21 protein-coding genes and 1 pseudogene are annotated in these 20,077 nt (G+C 70.4%); 10 read left to right on the forward strand and 12 right to left on the reverse strand.

What is annotated here, in order from left to right:
• Positions 1–351 precede the first annotated feature (351 nt).
• Together ACTWPT_RS34270 and ACTWPT_RS34275 are read left to right on the forward strand one after the other, a co-directional pair.
• On the forward strand, positions 352–1,122 hold the full coding sequence (locus ACTWPT_RS34270; RefSeq protein ID WP_443181645.1) for an arsenate reductase/protein-tyrosine-phosphatase family protein: 771 nt from the start codon (positions 352–354) through the stop codon (positions 1,120–1,122).
• A 12-nt stretch (positions 1,123–1,134) separates the two neighbouring features.
• Positions 1,135–1,533, forward strand: a complete 399-nt coding sequence (locus tag ACTWPT_RS34275) for a VOC family protein (protein ID WP_443181646.1) — start codon at positions 1,135–1,137, stop codon at positions 1,531–1,533.
• Between the two features lie 235 nt (positions 1,534–1,768).
• Here ACTWPT_RS34275 and ACTWPT_RS34280 read toward each other — a convergent pair.
• The 6 genes and pseudogenes from ACTWPT_RS34280 to ACTWPT_RS34305 form a co-directional block, all read right to left on the reverse strand.
• Positions 1,769–1,870, reverse strand: a pseudogene (locus tag ACTWPT_RS34280) (hypothetical protein); the annotation flags it as partial.
• Between the two features lie 89 nt (positions 1,871–1,959).
• Positions 1,960–2,331 carry a DoxX family protein gene (locus ACTWPT_RS34285; RefSeq protein ID WP_443181647.1) on the reverse strand — a complete coding sequence of 124 codons (372 nt, stop codon included), beginning with the start codon at positions 2,329–2,331 and terminating at the stop codon, positions 1,960–1,962.
• 32 nt (positions 2,332–2,363) lie between these two features.
• Positions 2,364–3,161: an ABC transporter permease gene (locus tag ACTWPT_RS34290; RefSeq protein WP_443181648.1), complete on the reverse strand. Its 798-nt coding sequence runs from the start codon at positions 3,159–3,161 to the stop codon at positions 2,364–2,366.
• The gene (locus ACTWPT_RS34295) at positions 3,158–3,922 is read right to left on the reverse strand and encodes an ABC transporter permease (protein WP_443181649.1); all 765 of its coding nucleotides are present in this window, start codon (positions 3,920–3,922) and stop codon (positions 3,158–3,160) included. The genes ACTWPT_RS34290 and ACTWPT_RS34295 overlap by 4 nt, the downstream gene beginning before the upstream one ends.
• Positions 3,915–4,829, reverse strand: coding sequence for an ATP-binding cassette domain-containing protein (locus ACTWPT_RS34300; protein WP_443181650.1), 915 nt, complete (start codon positions 4,827–4,829; stop codon positions 3,915–3,917). Before ACTWPT_RS34300 ends, ACTWPT_RS34295 begins: the two co-directional genes overlap by 8 nt.
• A 54-nt stretch (positions 4,830–4,883) precedes the next feature.
• A complete protein-coding gene (locus ACTWPT_RS34305) occupies positions 4,884–5,174 on the reverse strand; it encodes an antibiotic biosynthesis monooxygenase (protein ID WP_443181651.1) in 291 nt (96 codons plus the stop codon).
• Between the two features lie 60 nt (positions 5,175–5,234).
• Between ACTWPT_RS34305 and ACTWPT_RS34310 the strand changes: the two genes are divergently transcribed.
• Complete coding sequence (locus ACTWPT_RS34310; RefSeq protein ID WP_443181652.1) at positions 5,235–5,867, forward strand: TetR/AcrR family transcriptional regulator; 633 nt, start codon at positions 5,235–5,237, stop codon at positions 5,865–5,867.
• 170 nt (positions 5,868–6,037) lie between these two features.
• Here ACTWPT_RS34310 and ACTWPT_RS34315 read toward each other — a convergent pair whose 3' ends face one another.
• The gene (locus ACTWPT_RS34315; protein ID WP_443181668.1) at positions 6,038–6,736 is read right to left on the reverse strand and encodes a TetR/AcrR family transcriptional regulator; all 699 of its coding nucleotides are present in this window, start codon (positions 6,734–6,736) and stop codon (positions 6,038–6,040) included.
• A gap of 129 nt (positions 6,737–6,865) precedes the next feature.
• On the opposite strand from ACTWPT_RS34315, the gene ACTWPT_RS34320 reads away from it, so the two are divergent.
• Positions 6,866–8,056, forward strand: a complete 1,191-nt coding sequence (locus tag ACTWPT_RS34320) for an FAD-dependent monooxygenase (RefSeq protein WP_443181653.1) — start codon at positions 6,866–6,868, stop codon at positions 8,054–8,056.
• Positions 8,057–8,139: 83 nt separating this feature from the next.
• On the forward strand, positions 8,140–9,354 hold the full coding sequence (locus tag ACTWPT_RS34325) for a YncE family protein (protein WP_443181654.1): 1,215 nt from the start codon (positions 8,140–8,142) through the stop codon (positions 9,352–9,354).
• 225 nt (positions 9,355–9,579) lie between these two features.
• Here ACTWPT_RS34325 and ACTWPT_RS34330 read toward each other — a convergent pair whose 3' ends face one another.
• Positions 9,580–10,233 (reverse strand): TetR/AcrR family transcriptional regulator, encoded by a 654-nt coding sequence (locus ACTWPT_RS34330; protein WP_443181655.1) that lies wholly within the window; start codon positions 10,231–10,233, stop codon positions 9,580–9,582.
• Positions 10,234–10,381: 148 nt separating this feature from the next.
• Between ACTWPT_RS34330 and ACTWPT_RS34335 the strand changes: the two genes are divergently transcribed.
• A complete protein-coding gene (locus tag ACTWPT_RS34335; protein ID WP_443181656.1) occupies positions 10,382–11,146 on the forward strand; it encodes an SDR family NAD(P)-dependent oxidoreductase in 765 nt (254 codons plus the stop codon).
• Positions 11,146–11,472: an FAD-binding protein gene (locus ACTWPT_RS34340; RefSeq protein ID WP_443181657.1), complete on the forward strand. Its 327-nt coding sequence runs from the start codon at positions 11,146–11,148 to the stop codon at positions 11,470–11,472. Before ACTWPT_RS34335 ends, ACTWPT_RS34340 begins: the two co-directional genes overlap by 1 nt.
• On the opposite strand, the gene ACTWPT_RS34345 is transcribed toward ACTWPT_RS34340, so the two are convergent.
• The 3 genes from ACTWPT_RS34345 to ACTWPT_RS34355 form a co-directional block, all read right to left on the reverse strand.
• A complete protein-coding gene (locus ACTWPT_RS34345; RefSeq protein WP_443181658.1) occupies positions 11,411–12,607 on the reverse strand; it encodes an FAD-dependent monooxygenase in 1,197 nt (398 codons plus the stop codon). The genes ACTWPT_RS34340 and ACTWPT_RS34345 overlap by 62 nt on opposite strands.
• A 176-nt stretch (positions 12,608–12,783) precedes the next feature.
• Positions 12,784–14,790, reverse strand: coding sequence for a SpoIIE family protein phosphatase (locus ACTWPT_RS34350; RefSeq protein ID WP_443181659.1), 2,007 nt, complete (start codon positions 14,788–14,790; stop codon positions 12,784–12,786).
• A gap of 360 nt (positions 14,791–15,150) precedes the next feature.
• A complete protein-coding gene (locus ACTWPT_RS34355; protein ID WP_443181660.1) occupies positions 15,151–16,107 on the reverse strand; it encodes an NAD(P)H-dependent flavin oxidoreductase in 957 nt (318 codons plus the stop codon).
• Positions 16,108–16,299: 192 nt separating this feature from the next.
• On the opposite strand from ACTWPT_RS34355, the gene ACTWPT_RS34360 reads away from it, so the two are divergent.
• The gene (locus ACTWPT_RS34360; RefSeq protein WP_443181661.1) at positions 16,300–16,887 is read left to right on the forward strand and encodes a TetR/AcrR family transcriptional regulator; all 588 of its coding nucleotides are present in this window, start codon (positions 16,300–16,302) and stop codon (positions 16,885–16,887) included.
• A 22-nt stretch (positions 16,888–16,909) separates the two neighbouring features.
• Positions 16,910–18,121, forward strand: a complete 1,212-nt coding sequence (locus ACTWPT_RS34365; protein WP_443181662.1) for a cytochrome P450 — start codon at positions 16,910–16,912, stop codon at positions 18,119–18,121.
• On the opposite strand, the gene ACTWPT_RS34370 is transcribed toward ACTWPT_RS34365, so the two are convergent.
• Positions 18,105–18,971, reverse strand: a complete 867-nt coding sequence (locus ACTWPT_RS34370) for a helix-turn-helix domain-containing protein (RefSeq protein ID WP_443181663.1) — start codon at positions 18,969–18,971, stop codon at positions 18,105–18,107. The genes ACTWPT_RS34365 and ACTWPT_RS34370 overlap by 17 nt on opposite strands.
• A 155-nt stretch (positions 18,972–19,126) precedes the next feature.
• Between ACTWPT_RS34370 and ACTWPT_RS34375 the strand changes: the two genes are divergently transcribed.
• On the forward strand, positions 19,127–19,909 hold the full coding sequence (locus ACTWPT_RS34375; RefSeq protein WP_443181664.1) for an SDR family oxidoreductase: 783 nt from the start codon (positions 19,127–19,129) through the stop codon (positions 19,907–19,909).
• Positions 19,910–20,077: the final 168 nt, after the last annotated feature.

A 20,077-nucleotide genomic window follows, 5' to 3' on the forward strand; every position in this document is an offset into this window, starting at 1 on the left:
AGCACGCCCGCGCGGCTTTCGGCCGGCTCGCCGACCCGCTTGGTAAGCCGGTCCTCCGCCGAGGGTTCCAGCGCCGCCAGGCATCTGCTCGCGTGGAAGTCGCCAGCTGCGGCACCGCCCAGTACGCCAGGGCGGCGAAGCCCGCGATCTGGGCAGTTCAAGAAGCTCAATGGATCTGGACCTGGATCGGAGGCGAGGTGATCGCACATGCCGGAGTGCTCGGGCCATCCCAAGGGCTTCAGAACGAACGTAGTCGCCACGCGTGGCGGGGATGCCATCATCCACCTCCATCGCGGGCAATCCATCAAGCTGGCTTGATGCATCAAATGGGTTGGATGTATGGTCCTGTGTATGGCACTCTCGGGTCAGGGCCTCACCCCACCGGCGTTCGTCCGGCTGGCCGCCCACCCGCTGCGCTGGCGGCTGCTGACCGAACTCGCCGACAGCGACTACCGCGTCCGCGAGCTGGCGACACGGGTCGACCAGCCACAGAACCTGGTCTCCTACCACCTGAGGCTGCTGCGCGACGGTGGACTGGTCACCGCGACACGCAGCAGCTTCGACGGCCGGGACAGCTACTACCATCTGGACCTGGAGCGCTGCGCGGACGCGCTGAGCGACAGCGGTGCCGCGCTGCACCCGGCGCTGTACCCGAAGGCCGCACCACCGATCCCTTCGGCCGACCAGCAGCGGTCCCGACCTCTCACCGTGCTCTTCGTATGCACGGGCAACAGCGCCCGCTCGCCGATCGCCGAAGCTCTGCTGCGCCACCACGCCGCCGACCGCGTGAGCGTGACCAGCGCCGGTAGCCGCCCCAAACCCCAGCTGCACCCCAACACCGTGCGGGTGCTGCGCGAGGCGTTCGACATCGACGTTTCCGGCCAGCGCCCCCGGCACCTGGACACGCTCGCCGGCCACACGTTCGACCACGTGATCACGTTGTGCGACAAGGCCCGCGAAGTCTGCCCGGAGTTTCCCCGACACCCGCGGCAGGCCCACTGGAGCATCCCCGAGCCGGCCACCGCCGGCGACACCGACTACCCCGCCTTCCAGCGCACCGCAGCAGATATCGACACCCGCGTCCGGCACTTGCTGCCCGTGCTCGCCGCCCACCAACCGTAAGGAGGTTCCGCCGTGACCGCACCCGACCACTACGCCAGCGTCCGCTACCTGGTTGACGACGTGCAGGCCGCCATCGACTTCTACACCACCCACCTCGACTTCAAGGTGAACACCAGCGCCGCACCGGCCTTCGCCGACGTGGTCCGTGGCCCGTTGCGGCTGCTGCTGTCCGGACCCGCCAGCTCCGGCGCCCGTGCTACCCCCGACGAGGCCAACACCCCCGGCCGCAACCGTATCCACCTCATCGTCGACGACCTGGATGCGGAGGTCACCCGGCTCCGCGACGCCGGCCTGCCCTTCCTCAGCGACGTGGTCGCCGGGCCCGGGGGGCGCCAGATCCTGCTCGCCGACCCCGCCGGCAACCTGATCGAGCTGTTCCAACCCGCCCACCGGCCCGACGCGCTCGCGTAAGCGTCTTGAAGGCACAGCCCCTTTGTCCCCTGACCGGCGGCAGGTGGTGGGCAGTCTGGCGGACACCGCCCGTGCCGCCGCCGATTCGCCAGACATGCCTGCGCATGAAGCCTCAGTAGTAGTGGGTCATGAGTTCGGTCGCCCAAGTCGGCTGGATGACCGGCTGACGGGGAGCGAACTCGGCCAGGTATGGCTTGATGTCCAAGACCGGCGAGCCTGAAAGTGCGTCCATGTCGGCGACGTGCAGGTTCAGGCCGTCGACGGTGAGCAGCCGGCAGCGGGAGACGCCCAGACGGTTGGGGCGGTACGGCCCGCGGTGGGCGGGTCGAAGAGGAATACGATCTCCAGGTGGAGAAGTGCTCCAGGCCGAGCACCGCGTCGATGCACTTCCCGCCTGCGGTGACGGCTCTCGAAGTGTTCAGGTGGTCAGAAGGCGTAGGGGCCGAAGCGGCCCCAGGCGATGACCGCGGCCAGTGCGAGCAGCACCACGTTGACGGCGATGGCCGTCGGCTCTTTGCGGCGGATGTGGGTGACGGCGGCGCCGAGCATGGTGATGGCCAGGCCGGTGGCGGCCAACGGGGTGAGGATCGGGGCGATGCCGGTGACGGCGGGCAGGATCAGACCGAGGGCGCCGAGCAGCTCGACCGCGCCGATCAGGCGGATCTGGGTGAGGGTGAAGTCCTCCACCCAGGGCGCCATGGGGCGGAGTTTCTCCTTGGGCTGGGTGGCATGCATGATCCCGGCCAGGCCGAAGACAGCGGTCAGGACGGCCTGCAGTACCCACAGGAACACATTCACGTCAGTTGCTCTCTTTCCTTCAGGTTCTTGGCCTAGTAGCGGCCGAGGGTGCCGCGGTGTCGGGCGAGGTTTTCGAGCCGGTTGAACAGGATCACCCCGGCGGCCGTGATGAGCAGTGGCTGGGCCAGCAGCCAGCCGAGACCCCAGCCGGTCGGGAGGGCGGCCAGGGAATGCCCGCCGAGCAGGATGTCGCGCATCGCCTCGATGCCGGGCGCGATGGGGACGACCAGCCGGCCGAGGAAGGCGATCGGGTCGGGCAGGGCGGCCAGGGGGACCAGGGTGCCGCCCGCGATGGCGTAGACGGCCACGGACAGCTGGGTGATGATCTCGATGCGTTTGAACACCAAGGTCAGGCCGCACAAGATGAGCGCGAGCCCGCAGGTGCCCAGTACGATGGCCGCCAGCGGTACGATCACCTGTGCGTCGACGGGCAGCCGCCCGCCCTGGAGGGTGATGGCGGTGGCGCCGGTGGCCAGGACGGCCAGCGCGGTGGGCACGGCCGCGATCACGGCGGCGACCTGACGGCCGAGGATGCTCGCGGCCGAGGGCAGCGGAGTCAGGTAGGTCTGTTCCAGTACGCCGGACTGGATGTCGCCCAGGTAGCTCCAGAACACCCGGTTGACCTGCTCATGGATGAAGGTCAGCGCCACCATGCCGAGCAGCACCGGCAGCAGCAGGTCCGCGCGCAGCTGCCCGCGTCCCATGAACAGCACGATGAGCAGGTAGAACAGCGGAAACGTGATCATCTCCATCAGGACTTCGCGCCATCCGGCGAGCAGGTTGAGCAGGCCCTTACGGACTTCGGCGGCGAATCCGCGGATGAAGGTCATGACGACTCCAGGGCTCGCCGGTGGTTGCGGACGAACAGCAGGCCGGCGACGGCGGTGAGTACGAGGGTGTGGGTCAGCAGCCAGGGCAGCGCGCCGCCGGTCCAGACCTCGGCCACGGTGCGGCCCTCGAACATTGTCTGAGTGAGCGCCTCGACGCCTAGCGTGGTGGGCAGAAGTCTGGCCGCTGCGGCCAGCCAGTCCGGATACAGGTTCAGCGGCAGGAACGAGCCGTTGAGCAGCAGCACCAGCGAGGTGAACAGCGACTGCAGGGCGCCGATCATCGGGGAGACGAGGGCGAGGGCTGCCAGCAGGAAGGTGAAGGCCAGCACGTTGACCACCAGGAGCACGGCGGGCAGGAGCGCCGCCCAGCGCAAGGGGATTGCGATCTGGGCCACGAGCATCGGGACGAGAGCGGCGACGGCGGCCACGGCCAGCCCGAACACCGAGGCGGTGATCAGCCGGCCGAGCATCAGCAGCCACGGGGGCGCCGGGCTCATCTGGGACTGGGTGAAGGTGCCCGCGCGTTTCTCCTCGATGACGTCGGCCACCATCACCAGGCCGGCGTACTGCAGGAACCAGTAGCCGCCGATCGCGACCAGGGTTTGCGGCAGCAGGTCCTGGCGCAGTTCGCCCTGGCCCAGGACGAACTGCAGGCCGAGGTACATCATGGTGCTGATCAGCAGCGTGATGACGTGCCCGACCGGGTGCGCGAGCTGAACGCGCAGGCCCTTGCCGATCTCCGCGCGCAGGACGTCATGCATGGGACGGCTCGCTCACCAGGGCGAGGAACACGTCCTCCAGATCGGGCTGCACCTGCATCAGCGACTCCAGGACGGCTCCCTGGGCGCGCAGCCGCTCGACCACCTCATACACCTCGCTCGGATCGCTCACCCGCACGCTGATCGTGGTGACGCCGTCACGGGTGACGGCGTCGAATCCGGGCGGCGCCGCTCCCTCGACGCGGATCTCGTACCGGTCGCGTTCGCGGAAGCCGGCCAGCAGCTCCCGCGTGGGCAGGTCGGCCACAAGCCGCCCCTGCCGCATGACGGCCACCCGGTCACACAGCTCCTCTGCCACATCCAGCTGGTGGGTGGTGAGCAGGATCGTGGTCCCGAGCTCGCGAGCCTGCTCGGCGATCCAGTTCTTGACGGTACGGGTGGCCTCGACATCGAGGCCGAGCGTCGGCTCATCCAGCAAAACGATCGGCGGGTCGGCGATCAGGGCGACGGCGATCGCGACCTTCTGCTGCATGCCCCGGGAGAAGCCGCCGACCTTGTCGTCGCGCCGCTCCCACAGACCCAGATCGGTCAGCAGATCCTTGGCCCGCTCGGCGACCTGGGGCTTGCGCAGGCCCTTGAGCCGGCCGAAGTACATCAGATTCTGCCAGGCCGACAGGCTCCAGTAGACGTTGCGCGAGCCTTCCAGCACCGCGCCGAACTGTGCCATCGCGGCCGAACGCTGCCGGGCCACGTCGAAGCCGCCCAGCCGGACCCGGCCCGAGGTGGGAGTCAGCAGCCCGGCCAGCATCTTGATGGTGGTGGTCTTGCCGGCGCCATTGGGGCCCAGGAAGCCGAAGACCGTTCCGGCGTCGATGCGCAGTGACACCTCGTCGACCGCCCGGACCTGCGCCGCGCCGTACACCTTGATCAGCGTGTCAATCTCGATCACGTCATCTCCTTGATCGTGGGAAGGCCCGGCCCTCTTACGGGGCCGGGGATGCCATCAGTGCTCGTCCAGGACGTCGATGTCGTCCACAGTGGCCTCGCGCGTCAGCGCGAAGGCCGCGACGGCCGCGGCGTCGCCGGGCACGGCCTGGCGGGCCGCCTGCAGGCTGGCGGCCGAGTCCCAGCGCCAGACGCCGACCCATGTGGACTCGTCGATCCGGCCGAGGCGCGCCTCGGCCAGCCCGGGGAAGGCCGCCCTGGTCGCCGACACGAGGGCGGCGTGCCGCGCCCGGAGCTCCTCGGCGTCGGAGGGATCGGCTTGGAAACGAGTGACGGTGATGACCGGCATTACTAGCCCTCATTTCTAGAGTTGGCTTCTAGCGAATGAATCTAGAGATAGACTCTAGCCATGAGTGATGTCAAGCGGCCCAGCAAGCGGGCGCAGAAGGCGCAGGAGACCCGCCGGCGCATCCTGGCGGCGGCACTGGAGCTGTTCGTGCAGGACGGGTACGGCGCGACGAACCTGCAGGACGTCGCCGACAGGGCCGGGGTCGCGGTGCAGACGATCTACTTCGTCTTCGGTAACAAGCGCGCCCTGCTGAAGGAACTGGTCGACGTAACGATCGCGGGCGATGACAAGCCGGTAGCCACCATGGACCGGCCGTGGTACATCAGCGCGCTCGCGGCCGGAACCGCCCAGGACATGCTGCACGCCTACGTCACGGGCACGACCTCGGTCCTGGAGCGGGTCGCACCGATCGGCAAAATGCTGGAAGCGGCGGCCGCGAGCGACCCCGAAGTCGCCGCACTGTGGCCGCACGACGTCAACCCGCGGTACGTCGTCCAGCAGCGGGCGGCCACGGCACTGGTCGGCAAGCCTGGCGCGCGGGCGGACATGTCGGTGGAGGAGGCGGCCGACCTGCTCTACGGCCTGCTCAGCCCCGAAATCTATCTGGTGCTCGTACACGAACGCGGCTGGCCGCGCGAGCGCTGGGAGCGGTGGGCCTTCCAGACCCTGCACGCTCAACTCTGCTCAGACTAGGCCGCTGACGGCACGGTCGGGGGCCGGGTCTCGCGCAAACCATGGACGGCGAGCCGCCGAGCGCCGAGGCGTCCGTTGATCGCTGTGGGCCATCGTCCGCATGCGGTGACGACGTCGCCGGCCTCCTCGACCGTCACGGTCGGCTTGATCAGGACGGCGCGCACCTCTGATCAGCGCACGGCTTCGGCGCGATCAGCGTCGATCAGGTCGTCGAGCAAGGTGACGGTAGCGGCGGCGACCTCGCGCAGCGTGGCGTCGGGGATCGCCGGCTCGCCCTCGAACGCCTGCCGGACGGTCCGCGCGAGCAGGTCGGCGCGCTGTTCCTGGCCGCCCGCGGGGGCATCCCCCTCGGCTCGGAGGAATCCCTCGAACGTCGCCTGATACGCGTAACCGATCTCGTCGACCTGCATGTCGTCGCGGAGCAGGCCGTGCTCGGCGAGCAGCCGCAGGTAGGCGCGCGCCATGGTGCCGTGCCGCTCGTCGCGAGCGGTGTCGGGGGAGCTGGTCAGCTTGCCCAGCACCTCGGGGTCGTCCAAGAGGAATCCGCGCAGCAGCGGACGGTTCGCGATGGCCAGGAAGTAAACGCGCGCGAAGCGGTGCAGCAGGCACGCCCGCGGGTCCTGCTGCACCGCCTGCCGCAGCTCGTCCATCGCGGCGAGCACCTCACGTGCGAAGACCGCGCTGAACAGCTGCTCGCGGGTCTTCCAGTGCAGATAGACGGTGCCCTTGCCGATGCCGGCCCCGGCAGCCACATCGTCCATGGTGACCCGCCGATAGCCGTGGCGTAGCAGCAGGTCGGCCGCCACGTCGAGAATCCGTGCGGCCCGTTCGGCCCGTTGCTGCGGATCACGGAGACGGTCGGCGTTCATGCTCACTCGCCGACCATATGACCAAATACGAGATTTGGTCAACCGACCTAATGCTATTGACGAATTTTGAAAAAACGTCATATCGTCACGCCTAGGCATCGTCATCTACCCCAGGGCAGGAGCCGACTCGTGACCGGCAAGGTCAACCCGACAGTCTTGATCTCTGGAGCCGGAATCGCCGGCACGACGCTGGCGTACTGGCTGGCCAGGCATGGATTCCGCCCCACCATCGTCGAACGCGCAGCGGGCCTGCGCTCCAGCGGCAACCCTGTGGACGTGCGTGGCCCGGCCGTGGCGGTGGCCGAACGCATGGGGGTGATGCCTCGGCTGCGCCAGGCCGGCACCCAGGTGGCGGCGATGAGCTTCGTCAACGGCCGCGGCCGCCAGGTGGGCCGGGTCAACATGCGGGCCCTGCGGCAGGCGGCCGGCAGCCAGGAGGTGGAGGTGACGCGCACCGATCTGGCGACGATCCTGTACGAGGCGAGCGAGGATTCCGCCGAGATCCTGTTCGGCGACACCATGACCGCGCTGCGCCAGGACGGCGACGGCGTGGACGTCGCCTTCGGCAAGGCCGCGCCACGCCGGTTCGACCTGGTCATAGGAGCCGACGGGCTCCACTCGGCAACCCGCAGGCTCGCCTTCGGGCCCGAGTCGCGGTTCGTCCGCCACATGGGCCTGTACGTCGCGACGATGCCGCTCGACGGCCCGGCCGGCAACGAAACGGACGTCGTACTCCACAACGCCCCCGGCAGGATGGTCGCCCTTCACCCCGTCCACGGCCGTGCCCTGGCCGCCTTCATCTTCCGCCACCCGGCGGTGCAGGACTTCAACCAGAGCGACCTCGCGCAGCACAAGCGGATCCTGGCCGACGCGTACGCCGGTGACGCCTGGCGCGTGCCCGAACTGCTGAACCAGGTCCGCGCAGCCGATGACCTCTGGTTCGACTCCGTCAGCCAGGTACGGATCGGCTCCTGGGCGAACGGCCGCGTGGCTCTGCTGGGCGATGCCGCCTCATCGGTATCGCTGTTCGGCGACGGCTCCACCCTGGCCATGGCCGGTGCTTACACCCTCGCCGAGGAACTGGCCGCCACCCCCGACGACCCGCACTCGGCCTTCGCCCGATACGAGCGCAGACACCGCATCCTGGTCGATCCCCGGCAGGGCAACGTCGCGACGGCCGCCGCCCTCATGGTCCCCGCGACCCGCGCCGGAGTCATCGCCCGCAATCTGGCAACTCGGCTGTGGCCGGCCGCAGCCGCCGCCTCCTGGCTGCGCAAAAGGATCACCCCGTCCCGCCGGCTCACCCCGGTCACCGCCTGACGCCTGCGGCATGCGAGCCGGCGACGAGGGCGGAGGCTCATCCAGCCTCGGAACCCCGCGGGCGCGGGCGGTGTAAGGAGAGCGTGTCCTCCATCACGAGACGTCAGGCATTCGCGCTCGGCGCAGTCGCCGCCGTGTCGGCCTGCGCGGCAGAGCGGCCCACCGCGAAAGCCGCGCCCGCGGCTCCCGCTCCCAAACCGGGCCGGCTGTTCGCCACGACCACCGCCGGGCTGGCCGTGGTCGACCTGGCCACGGGTACGGTCAAAGCCGGCTACCCCGCCGCCGTTGCCGACAGCACCTGGACCACTGTCCACCAGCTCACGGACGGCCGCCTACGCAGCTACCAGGCCGGCACCGGCGCCCTGCTGGCCGACGAACCGGTCACCGGCCAGCAGATCAAGGCCGTGTCCACCCGGATGATCGCGCTGGGGCCGCCGCCCGGGCCGCGCCGCCGTACCAGGATCACGCTGGTCGGCGAGAACGAGACGCGGACGGTCGAGCTGGACGGCAACATCGAGCCCGAGGCGTTCTCCAGCGACGGCCGGGCCATGTACCTGCTGGACCACCTCCCGCCCGAGCGGCCCGATCGCTACCGGGTGCGGATGTACGACCTGGACACCGGCGAGGTAGGGCCGCTGCAGACGCGTGACAAGAGGCAGGTCCTGCCCGGCGCGGAGGAGGAGATGCGCGGGCGGGGCCGCCAGGCCGTGCTGGACTCCACCGCGGGCGTGCTCTACACCCTCTACACCCACCAGGACGACCACCTGCACACCCGAGACCTGGTAGCGGGGCGGGACCAGAGCCCGGGCGTGCACGCGTTCGTGCATGTGCTCAACCTGGACCAGAGATGGGCCTACTGCCTGGATCTGCCCGCGCCGTTCGGGCTGGGCCCGCCCGCGGCGCACACCATCGCGCTGGACGCGGCGGGCAAGCGGCTGTACGCCTTCGACGCCTCCACCGGCAGCATCGTGGTGGCCTCCACCGACGACCAGGCGATCCTGCGCAGCGGCCGGCTCGGCAAGCTGCCCGCGGGGGAGGCGTACGCGGCGGCGGGTCGTCAGCGCCTCTACCTGGCGGCGGGTTCGCGAGTGCTGGTGGCCGACGGGGAGAGGCTCGCACCGCTGGCCGACTGGGCCCTCCCCGGCCCTGCCCGCGGCGTGCTCTTGACGGCCGACGAACTGCTGGCCGGGGCCGGTGATCAAGTGATCCGGCTGGACCCTGACACGGGGGCCGGGCTCGGCGCTTTCGCGCTGCCGGGCCTGCAGGCGGTACGGCACGCCGAACGCGTCGCGGGCTGACCGGGCCCGGAGTCACCCGCATTCCGGCGACGATCATGCCGCTCCCGACCAGCCCAAACAGGTCAGAAGGCGTTGACGGGGACGACGGGGACGACGTCGTCGACGCCGTCCAGTTGTACGACCACCTCACCGGACCCGCCCGCGAGGAATTGATCCAGCGGCTGCGTGCCGGCGTCGAGAACTCGAGATCCTCACCGCGGGCATGGCGAACCGGCACCGGTGACCTCAGGGCGAGAAGCCGCGGGCGGCGGTCCGCAGCGCCTGGCCGACCGTCGCCTCCAGCAGGCCCGGCTCCTCCGCAGCGGCCGGGTCGGTGTGGGAGGCGTAGTGCTCCACGGCCGTCCGCAGCGCGACGTTGAACATGGCGGCCCGCACGTTGATGTCCAGGTCAGGAGCGGACAGCCCGGCACGCTCGGCGAGCGCGGCCGCGAACACCGGCTCGGCCTCCCGGTGCGCCTCCAGCCACACCGCGCGTAGTCCCGGTTCGCTGCCGGTCAGGCGTACCAGGTTCAGCAGTGCCGCTCGGTCGGTGGCGATCTCGCCGGCGCTGCGGAGCATGGCGTCGAGCAGCTCTGCCACACCCTGGTCAGGGCCCCATGAGCGCAAGCACTGGGTGGCGACTTCGATCCCTCCGGTCAGCAAGGGCAGGACGCAGCTTTCCTTGCTGGGGAAGTAACGCCACAACGTGCGAGCAGAGATGCCGGCCGCCGCCGCGATCTCTTCGGCGGACGTGCCGGCGACGCCGTTGGTGGTGAACAGGCGGACGGCCTCGCGGGCGATCTCCAGGCGAGTCGCGGCCTTGCGCCGTTCGGTCAGGGGCGGACGCCCGGTTCGCCCGTCCGGGCGAGCCCGGACCAGCGCCGGTGAAACACGGGACACATCACATGACGCTACCACTTATTGTCTTTCTCTGACTATATGGCGCAAAGCGCCAAAAAGTCGTACGGTCCTGACCAGGCTCATCGGCGGGCGCCCGCGGCCCTGGTGAGACCGTCGTCCCTGCCACACGACCGCCGAGGAGCAGAGCATGAGCAGCAGTGGGCTGCAGGACAGCAGCGTCATCGTCACCGGCGCCGGATCGGGAATCGGGCGGGCCGCCGCCATCCGCTTCGCCCAGGAGGGCGCCAAGGTGGTGGTGGCCGATCTCAACGGTGACGCCGCCAAGGCGGTCGTGGCCGAGATCCAGGCGGCCGGCGGCACCGCGGTGGCGGTGGCCGGCGACCTGAGCGACCCCGCGGTGGTCGACGAGGTCGTGGCCACCGCGCTGGACGACTTCGGCGGCCTGGACGTGCTGGTCAACAACGCCGGCATCATGGACCAGATGTCGGCCGCCGCCGACGTCTCCGACGCCGAGTGGGAACGTGTCATCCGGGTCAACCTGACCGCGCCGTTCCTGCTCACCCGCGCCGTGCTGCCGCACATGCTCGCCAAGGGCAAGGGCGCGATCGTCAACACTGCGTCCGAGGCGGCCCTTCGCGGCAGCGCGGCCGGCACCGCGTACACCGTCTCCAAGCACGGCGTGGCCGGGCTCACCCGGTCGGTCGCGGTCATGTACCGCAACTCCGGCATCCGCGCCAACGCCATCGCACCGGGAGGCACCAAGACCGGCATCGTCCTCGACGTCGACCCCGCCGCGCACGGCCCGAAAACCCTCGGCGCGTACATGCAGAACGTCGGCCGCCTCGCCGAGGCCGACGAACAGGCCGCCGCCATCGTGTTCCTCGCCTCGGACGCGGCCAGCAACATCAACGGCGTCATCCTCGCCGTCGACAACGGCTGGGCCGCGGTCTAATGAGCGGGCGATGGGACCGCGAGGTCGACGTGCTGGTGGTCGGCACCGGCGCGGCCGGCCTGGCCACCGCGGCCGCCGCGTCCGACGCCGGGCAGCTGGTGCCCGGCGACCTCGGTACGAAGGGCGGCCTGCTCGCCGACGCCGACGCCCGCGTGCTCGACACCGACGGGCAGCCCATCGCCGGGCTCTACGCCGCAGGCAACACCACCGCATCGGTGATGGGACGCACGTACCCCGGCCCCGGCTCCACCATCGCGCCCGCGGTCATCTTCGGCTATCGCGCCGGCCGCCACGCCGCGGCAAGATCTTCGAGCCCAGCGACATGAGCTGCAGGCCCACCTGGTCCATCCCGTAGTACAGCCGCGGAGGCACGTGCGGGAGCAGCGGAGAGTGCCGGCGCCCGAGCAGGGCGAACAACTGCGCCGGTGCGAGGTCGATGTAGCGCGGAAGGCTCTCGTACCACCGGGCGCTGTAGCGGGCCGCTCTCTGGGTGGGGCGGATCGCGGATCTGCGTCGCCGCTCGTAGCGGGCGAGGGCGCGGTCGAGTCGCTCGTCCGCGTGCAGCGCGTCGACCAGGAAGGCGGCGTCCCCCAGTGCGAGGGCGGTGCCGGCGCCGATGGAGTAGTGCGTGGTGTGCGCGGCGTCGCCGAGCAGGACGAGGTTGCCGCGGTACCACCTCCGGTTGGTCAGGGTGCGGAAGTTCAGCCAGTGGGCGCTGCCGTCCGGCTGTGCCCGGCCGATCAGCTCGTGCCCGTCGAGTATGTCGGCGAAGAGCTTCTCCAGCATGGCCAGGCTGTCGGCCTCGTTCGCCTGGTCGAGGCCGAGCCCTGTCCAGGTCTCGGGGAAGCACTCGACGACGCAGGTGCTGTGGCGTTCGCCGAATCCGTAGCCGTAGCACCAGATCCAGCCGTGCGCGGTCTCGACGAAGGCGAAGGTGAACGTGTCGAAGATCTTGGTGGTGCCGAGCCAGGTGTAGTAATTCCGCCCGACCGCTACCTCGGTGCCGAAGTGGTCGGCGTGGCGCTCGCGCAACACGCTGTTGATGCCGTCGCCGGCGACGACGAGGTCGGCGTCGGCCAGCTCCTCCTCGCCGGTGATCTCGCGCTCGTACTCGATGCGCACGCCGAGGGATCGGGCCCGCTCGGCGAGGAGGCCGAGCAGGTCGTGCCGGCCGATGCCGAAGCTCACGTCCCCGTGATCCAGTGTCACGGTCACCCGGTCCTGGATGTGCAGGCTCCAGCTGTCCCAGCGGAGCGAGCCGTCTTTGATGGCGCGCGCGGACTCGGGGTCCGCGCCGTGGAGATCGCCGAGCAGGTCGTCCCAGTAGGTCACGCCCCATCCGTACGTCGACCCGGCCGGGTTGCGCTCATAGACGGTGACGTCGTGGGACGGGTCCACACGCTTCATAAGGATCGAGAAGTACAGGTTGGCGGGTCCGCCGCCGACGCATGCCACCTTCACGCGAGCCCCCCGTGTCATGACGTAAAGTGGTCGATCTATGACACATAGTAATCACGCCTAGCTCTGGCGGAAGGCGGGGGATGTCCTACTGGCAGATCTTTGTTTCCGGAATGCAGAACTTGACCTCGGGGTAACGCGCCGGCGACATCCTGCTTCGCCACCGGCCTGCTGAATGGTCACAGGACGCGAGCCACGAGGAGCGCGATGTCGTCCTCGGAACCGGTGTCGCCCACCATGGATCGGATGACCGCGGCGCAGACGTTCTCCAGCGGGAGCGCGGCGGCGCGGGACAGGGCGGTGCCGAGGCGATCGATGCCGGCTTCGATGTCGGCCTCGCGGGTCTCGATCAGGCCGTCCGTGTAGAAGACGATCAGGCTGCCCTCGGCGAGTTCGAGGTCGAGCGACCGGTAGGAGCCGAGCCCCACGCCGATCGGGGTGCCGCTGGGCGGGCGGAGGAAGGTGACCTCGCCGGACGGCATCACGATCGCGGGTGGCGGGTGCCCGGCTCCGGCGATGGTGCAGCGCCGGATGACCGGGTCGTAGACGGCGTACACGCAAGTGGCTCCCACGGCGTCGAGCGGAAAGCCGTCGGGGCCGGCGTCCTCCTCCGCCAGCCGCACGAGAAGGTCGTCGAGGTGGGCGAGGAGCTCGTCGGGCGGCAGGCCCAGGTAGGTGAGGGTACGCATGGCAGTGCGCAGGCGCCCCATGGTCGCCGCGGCGTTGATGCCGTGCCCGGTCACGTCCCCGACGACCAGCGCGACCCGGCCGTCAGGCAGCGGGATCGCGTCGAACCAGTCGCCGCCGACGCCGTCGTGCACACCGGCGGGCAGGTACTGCGAGACCACTTCGACGGCGTCGCCGCCGGTCAGGTTGCGCGGCAGCAGGTTGCGCTGCAGCGCGAGGACGGCGGTGCGCTCGCGGGTGTACTGGCGTGCGTTGTCGAGGCTCAGCGCGGCGCGGGCGCCGAGCTCCTCCGCGAGCACCAGGTCGTCTCTCGTGAACGGCTCCGGATTGTCGTGGCGGACGAACACGGCCACGCCGAGGATGTCGCCCCGGGCCCTCAACGGGACGATGATCAGCGAATGCATGCCGGTGCCCTGGATGATCCTGGCCCGGTCCGGGTCCTGGTCGAGCCAGGTTCCTGGCGAGCTGTCCAGCACAGGCTCGAAGTGGGCGCGGCCCGACGACAGGACCTCGGTGAACGGGGACGACGGGGGCACGAAGACCGCCTGCCCGAGCGGCCAGAGGGCCTCGGGCATCCCCTCGTGGACCGAGGCCAGGCCCGCGCGGCGGAACACGGGGATGCTCACCTCCGTGGCGGCCAGCCGCTGCAGGGGCTCGGTGTCCGGGAGGACCGATTCGGCGAGATCGACGGTGACGTAGTCGGCGAGCGCCGGCACGGCCAGGTCGGCCAGCTCCTGCGCGGTCTTCCTGACGTCGAGCGTGCTGCCGATGCGGACGCTGGCCTCGCGGAGCAGGGCGAACCGGTCGCGCGACCGGCTGTGGCTGATGTCGATGGCCACCGTGCACACGCCGAGCGGCCGGCCGTCCACGCCATCGAGCCGGAAGAGGGAGGTGGACAACGTACGGTCCTCGCGCTGGTCGGGCGAGGACCAGCGGGCCTCGCGATCGAGCTGCGGTACGCCGGAGGTGAGCACCTTGCGCATCGCCTCCTTCGCGGCCTCGGTGTCGGCCCCCGGCAGGGGCTCCGCCAGCGAGCGGCCGAGCTGGTAGTGGGGGAAGACCGTGCTCAGGCGCTGCGCCGCCGTGTTCAGCCACACGCAGCGCAGGTCGCGGTCCCAGATCGCCACGGCCACCGGGCTACGGGTGAGCAGCGGCTCCAGCCAGGAGCACGCACGTCCCAAGGCTCCCGCGGCCGCCGGCGTCACCGCGACGAGCCAGGCGGCCTTCTCGTCCGGCATGATCAGCCGCGAGCCCTCGACGTACACGAGGATCCTGGCGCCGTCGCGGTGGCGGGCCTCAGCGAATCCGGACCAGCGCTCCTGGCCGCCGTACATCGCGTCCCAGGACGCCGCGCGCTCCGGCATGAGAAGCAGCGCGCCGGAACGGTTGAGGATCTCGGCGGCGCGGTAGCCGAGAAGCCGCTCCGCGGCCGGCGTCCAGCCGATCACGGTGCCGTCGGTGTCGATCACGATGACCGGCATGCTCTCAGGTGTGGCCATGGCGACATCCATCCTGCTTCGACCCAGGTCTCCCGGTCAGGATAGGCACGGCTGACCTGCGGCGATTCTTGACCGGGACTTATCGCGGCATAGGCGGATCACTTTTCCGGTCCGCATTAGCGCGGCGCCTGTGACCTCGGAGGCAGAGACAGCCTTCACGGTGAACGGCCAGGCCGTCCGCCTGGGCCTCGATCCGCGGGAATCACAAGCGGCGTGCAGCAACCGTAGACCACAGCATTCTTCTTTCGAGCAGCACTGTTTCTCCTGATCGTGGATGGTGCGGACGGAGTTCCGTCAGGCCTATCGACTCGTCGATCAGCAGAAAGGAATCGGCTGGCCTCGCCCGGCCAACGGGAGCCTCTACGAGCTGCTGAAGCGGCCCAGCAGCTTGTCGACGGCGGCGAAGTCGGCGACCACGTCGGCGGCCGCACGCGGCCGGCGTACCATGCCCACGGCCTGGCCGGCGTAGATGTAAGCGGTGTCGAAGTCGCCGGCGCGGCGGGCGGCCTCGAGCTCGGCCCGTGCCGCGTCGTCGTCGGCCAGCTCCGGCTCCCGGCCGTGCCAGCGGTCGAAGAAGGCGTTACGCAGGGCGCGCCCGCCGTATTCGGGTGGCCAGGCGAGCCGCTGGGCGACGTCGAAGACCCGGCCGTACGCGGTCCCGGTCTCGTCGGTGTCGAGCACCCGCTGCCGGGCCCGCTCGGACAGGGTCGTCTCGACGCAGCCGAGGAACGCCGTACCGGCCCAGGCTCCCTCCGCGCCCGCCGCGAGCACGGCGGCCAGGCCCCGCGCGGTCGCGATGCCGCCCGCGGCCAGCACCGGGACGCCGACCGCGGCCAGCACGCTCTGCAGCAAGGGCAACGTGGCCACCTCGTCGCGGCCGTGACCGCCGCCCTCGCCACCGCGGGCCACGACCACGTCCACGCCGGCCTGCTCGGCCGCGCGTGCCTCGTCCGTGGTGCCCGCCTGGATCGCGACGACGATCCCTTCGTGCCGCAGCGGTTCGACGTAGCGGGCGAAGTCGCCGTAGCTGACGGAGACCATGCTGGGGCGGGCGGCGAGCACCGCGTCCAGCTGGCCGGGATTGTCCTCCAGCGCCCAGGCCATCAGCCCGATCCCGTACGGCCGGCCGCTCCCGGCGGCGACGGCGGCCTGCTCGGTGATCCAGGAGGCCGAGGCCGTGGCGGGCACGCCGAACATGCCGAGCGCGCCCGCCGCGGAGACGGCCGCGGCCAGCCGCCCATCACTCACCCCCGCCATCGGGGCGCCGACCAGCGGCACGTCAAGCCCGAACCGGTCGGTCAGCCAGGTGCGCGGCATCGTCTCTGCTCCTTCGCGTTCAGTCAGCACCATGGTGCACCAGGGCGAGCCGGGAGGAACGGCTGGGTCGGCATCAGAGCCGGCCGTGGTGAGCCGGACGCGCGCGCGCCGACCTGTTGACCAAGCGCTCGTTCAAAGATATATAGGAAAGCAAATATATGTAGACGGGCGATCTACACACGGAGACCCCCAGTGGGACGTACTCAAGACCAGCGGCGGGCCGAGACGCGGGCGCGGCTGATCGACGCGGCCGCCGACCTGTTCGCCCGCAAGGGTTTCCACGCCGTTTCCACCGAGGCGGTGGCCGGCGCCGCCGATCGCACCACCGGCGCGCTGTACGACCACTTCGGCGGCAAGGAAGGGCTGCTGCTGGCCCTGCTGGAGGTGTGGAAGGAGCAGGCCGCGGCCGAACTGCTTGCCGGGTTCGAGGAGGTCAGCGGGCTCGACGAGCGGCTGGCCGCCATGTTCGGCGTGCTCACCCGCGATCGCAGCGCGCCGTGGCTCCTGCTGGAGATGGAGCTGTGGTTGCACGGCGCCCGCGACCCCGCCATCGGCGAGCCCCTGGCCAGGCGGTACGCCGACGTCCGCGCCCGGCTCGCCGAAGGGCTGTCCGACTGGGCCGCGGTCGCAGGGGCGCCGCTGCGCCGCTCACCGGAGCAGACCGCCGCCGGCGTGCTGGCGATGCTCATCGGCTGCGCGGTGCAGCACCGCCTCGACCCGCCGGCGGTCGAGGCCCGCGCCGTGGTGGAGAACCTACGCGACCTGCTCGGGCTGCCGTAACAGGTCGCAGAAGGAGGGCCAGATGCAGATCGACCTGCTGGAAGACACCTGGGAACGCGAGGTCCCGCACGAGCAGTTCGCCTACCTGCGGCGGCACGCCCCGGTCCACTGGCACGAAGTGCCGGGCGACACCGGGTTCTGGGCCGTCACGAGATACCAGGACGTCAAGGCGATCAGCCGGGACGCGCACACGTGGTCCACGGAGCTCGGCACCGCGTTCATCCGTACGCAGACGCCCGAGTTCATCGCCCTGGCGAGCCTGACCCTGCTCAACATGGACCCGCCCAAGCAGACCCGCTACCGGAAACTGGTCAGCGCCGGCTTCACGCCGAGGATGATCGCCCAGCTGAAGGGGAAGATCCAGCGGCGCGCCGAGAAGATCGCCGACGGCGTGCTGGACAAGGGCGGTGAGGTGGAGTTCGTCGGCGACGTGGCCCAGTACCTGCCGCTGCAGATGATTTGCGACCTGGTCGGCGTGCCCGAGCAGGACCACGCCCGGATCTTCGACTGGTCCAACCGCATGGTCGGCTTCCAGGACCCGGACTTCCGCACCACGCCGGAGGACGGCGAGATCGCCTCAGCGGAGGCGTTCGCGTACTGTGACGAGCTCGTCGAGGAGCGGCGCGCGCACCCGCGCGACGACATCCTGACCGCGCTGGTGCAGGCCGAGGTGGACGGCGACCGGCTGACGAGGGACGAGATCGGCATGTTCTTCGTGATCTTGTTCGTGGCCGGGAACGAGACCACCCGCAACCTCATCGCCCACGCCATGAACGCCCTGATCGCCCACCCTGACAGCTACCGGGAGCTGGCCGCGGGCATCGAGGACGAGGAGCTCTGGCGCACGGCCACCGAGGAGTTCCTGCGCTGGGGCTCCTCGATCCACAACTTCCGGCGTACCGCGACCGAGGACACCGAGTTGCACGGACAGCCGATCGCCGCGGGGGAGAAGGTGGTCACCTTCTACGTCTCGGCCAACCACGACGAGGACGTCTTCGCAGATCCGCATGTCCTGGACATCCGGCGCAGTCCGAACGACCACGTGACGTTCGGCGGCGGCGGGCCGCACTTCTGCCTGGGCGCCGGCCTGGCCAGGATGCAGATCCGCTGCATGATCAGGGAGCTGCTGCGCCGATTCCCCGCGGCCGAGCACACCGGTCCGGTCCGGCGGATGCGCTCGGACTTCATCAACGGCATCAAGCAGATGCCGGTGCGCTTCAGCGGCCAGGGGTGAGCGGGCGCGCCGGCTGGGGAGCGGTCCAGTCGGCCAGGAGCCGGAGCGACTCGGCGGTCGGCGAGCCGGGCTCGACGTTGTAGACGCACAAGGTCTGGTCCGGATCGCCGGGCGGCTGGAGCGACTCGTAGGAGAAGACGAGCTCGCCCACGTCCGGGTGGTGGTAGCGCTTCACGCCGTGCGTCCGGCGCAGCACCCGATGATCGTTCCACCAGGCGGGGAACTCCGGCGAGCGCACCATCAGCTCGCCCACCAGATCGCTCAGCCGGCGATCGTCCGGATAGCGGCCCGCCTCCAGCCGGAGGACGGCCACGGTCTCGGCGGCCACCTGCTCCCAGTCACCCACCCGCTCGCGGGCCTCCGGGTCCAGCAGATAGTAGCGGGCCATGTTGCGCTGGGGCGCGGGCATGGCCTCGAAGTCGGTGATCACCATACGGGCCAGCCGGTTGGCGGCCAGCACGTCGGTACGGCGGCCGAGCACGAAGGCGGGCACGTGCTGGAGGGTCTCTAGCATCAGGTGCAGCCCCGGCCGCACGCGCTGCGCCGGCGCAGGCGCACGCCGCGCGGGGGTCGGCCGGTGGAGCAGGTCAATCAGGTGCTCGCGCTCGGTGGCGTCCAGGTGCAGGGCGCGGGCCAGGTTGTCGAGGACCTCGGGTGAGGGGTTGGCGGCGCGGCCCTGCTCCAACCGCGTGTAGTACTCGACGCTCACGCCGGCCATGCGGGCGACCTCGTCGCGCCGCAGTCCCGGGACCCGCCTGATCCGCCCGTCAGTAGGCAGGCCGGCCTCGTCGGGAGTCAGGCGGGCGCGACGCGAGCGCAGGAAATCGGAGATCCCGGAGCTGCTTCCCATGCCTCCAGTCTGCCCGCAGCCTGGATGGACCGGTACCGCCAGGGTGGCCCTGCCGGTACCTGCCTCGACAGGGTCCGTTTACGCCCTCACGGCGAGCGCGCCCGGTGGTGTGCTGAAGAGGCGGCGGGCGAACCGCCGCACTTACCCACTAACTGATGAAAGACGAGGACACGATGTCCAACGCAACGCTCTCCGGTCGTGTCGCAGTGATCACCGGCGCCTCCAGCGGCATCGGCGAGGCCACGGCGGAGCACCTGGCCGCGCTGGGCGCCAAGGTGGCGGTCCTGGCGCGGCGCGCCGACCGGCTGAACGACCTGGTGGCCCGCATCGAGAAGAACGGCGGCACCGCCCTGGCCCTGGCCGCCGACGTGACCGACGCGGCCGCCCTCCGGGCCGCCGCCGACCGGGTGCGCTCCGAGCTCGGCGTGGCCGACCTGCTGCTCAACAACGCCGGGGTGATGCTGCCCGCGCCGATCGAGGAGCTCGCCACCGACCAGTGGCAGCGCCAGATCGACCTGAACGTCACCGGCGTGATGAACGCGATCGCCGCGTTCGTCCCGCACCTGGTCGAGGCCGCGGCCGAGCGTGGCGTGGCCGACCTGGTCAATGTCTCCTCCATCGCCGCGCAGAACATCTTCCCGGCTTTCGCCGTCTACTCCGGCACCAAGGCGTACGTCACGCACCTGTCCCGGCACCTGCGAGCAGAGCTCGGCGGGAAGAACGTGCGCGTGTCGGCGATCGAGCCCGGCATCGTCGGCACCGAGCTGCAGGAGCACGTCACCGACCCGGGCGCGCAGGAGTGGCTGGCGGGTGCCAGGCAGTCGATGGAGTGGCTCACCCCGCAGGACGTCGCCCAGACGGTCGGCTTCCTCGCCGCGCTGCCGCCGCGCGCCAACCTGCAGCAGGTCACCATCATGCCCACGGGCCAGGCCGCCTGACGGGGCGACGAAATTCACTGGCACCGGCGCCACGCACACAGCTAGTGCCGTAGCCGGTCACGTTTGCCCTTTTTGTGACGACACGCCGATCGAGGTCTCCTCTCGGTCGGCGTGATCGTTTCAGACTTCTGGGTGTGGCTGAACGGGTTCGTGTACGCGAGATCGATG

This window comes from Nonomuraea sp. 3N208, from assembly GCF_052245935.1.
Lineage (GTDB): Bacteria > Actinomycetota > Actinomycetes > Streptosporangiales > Streptosporangiaceae > Nonomuraea.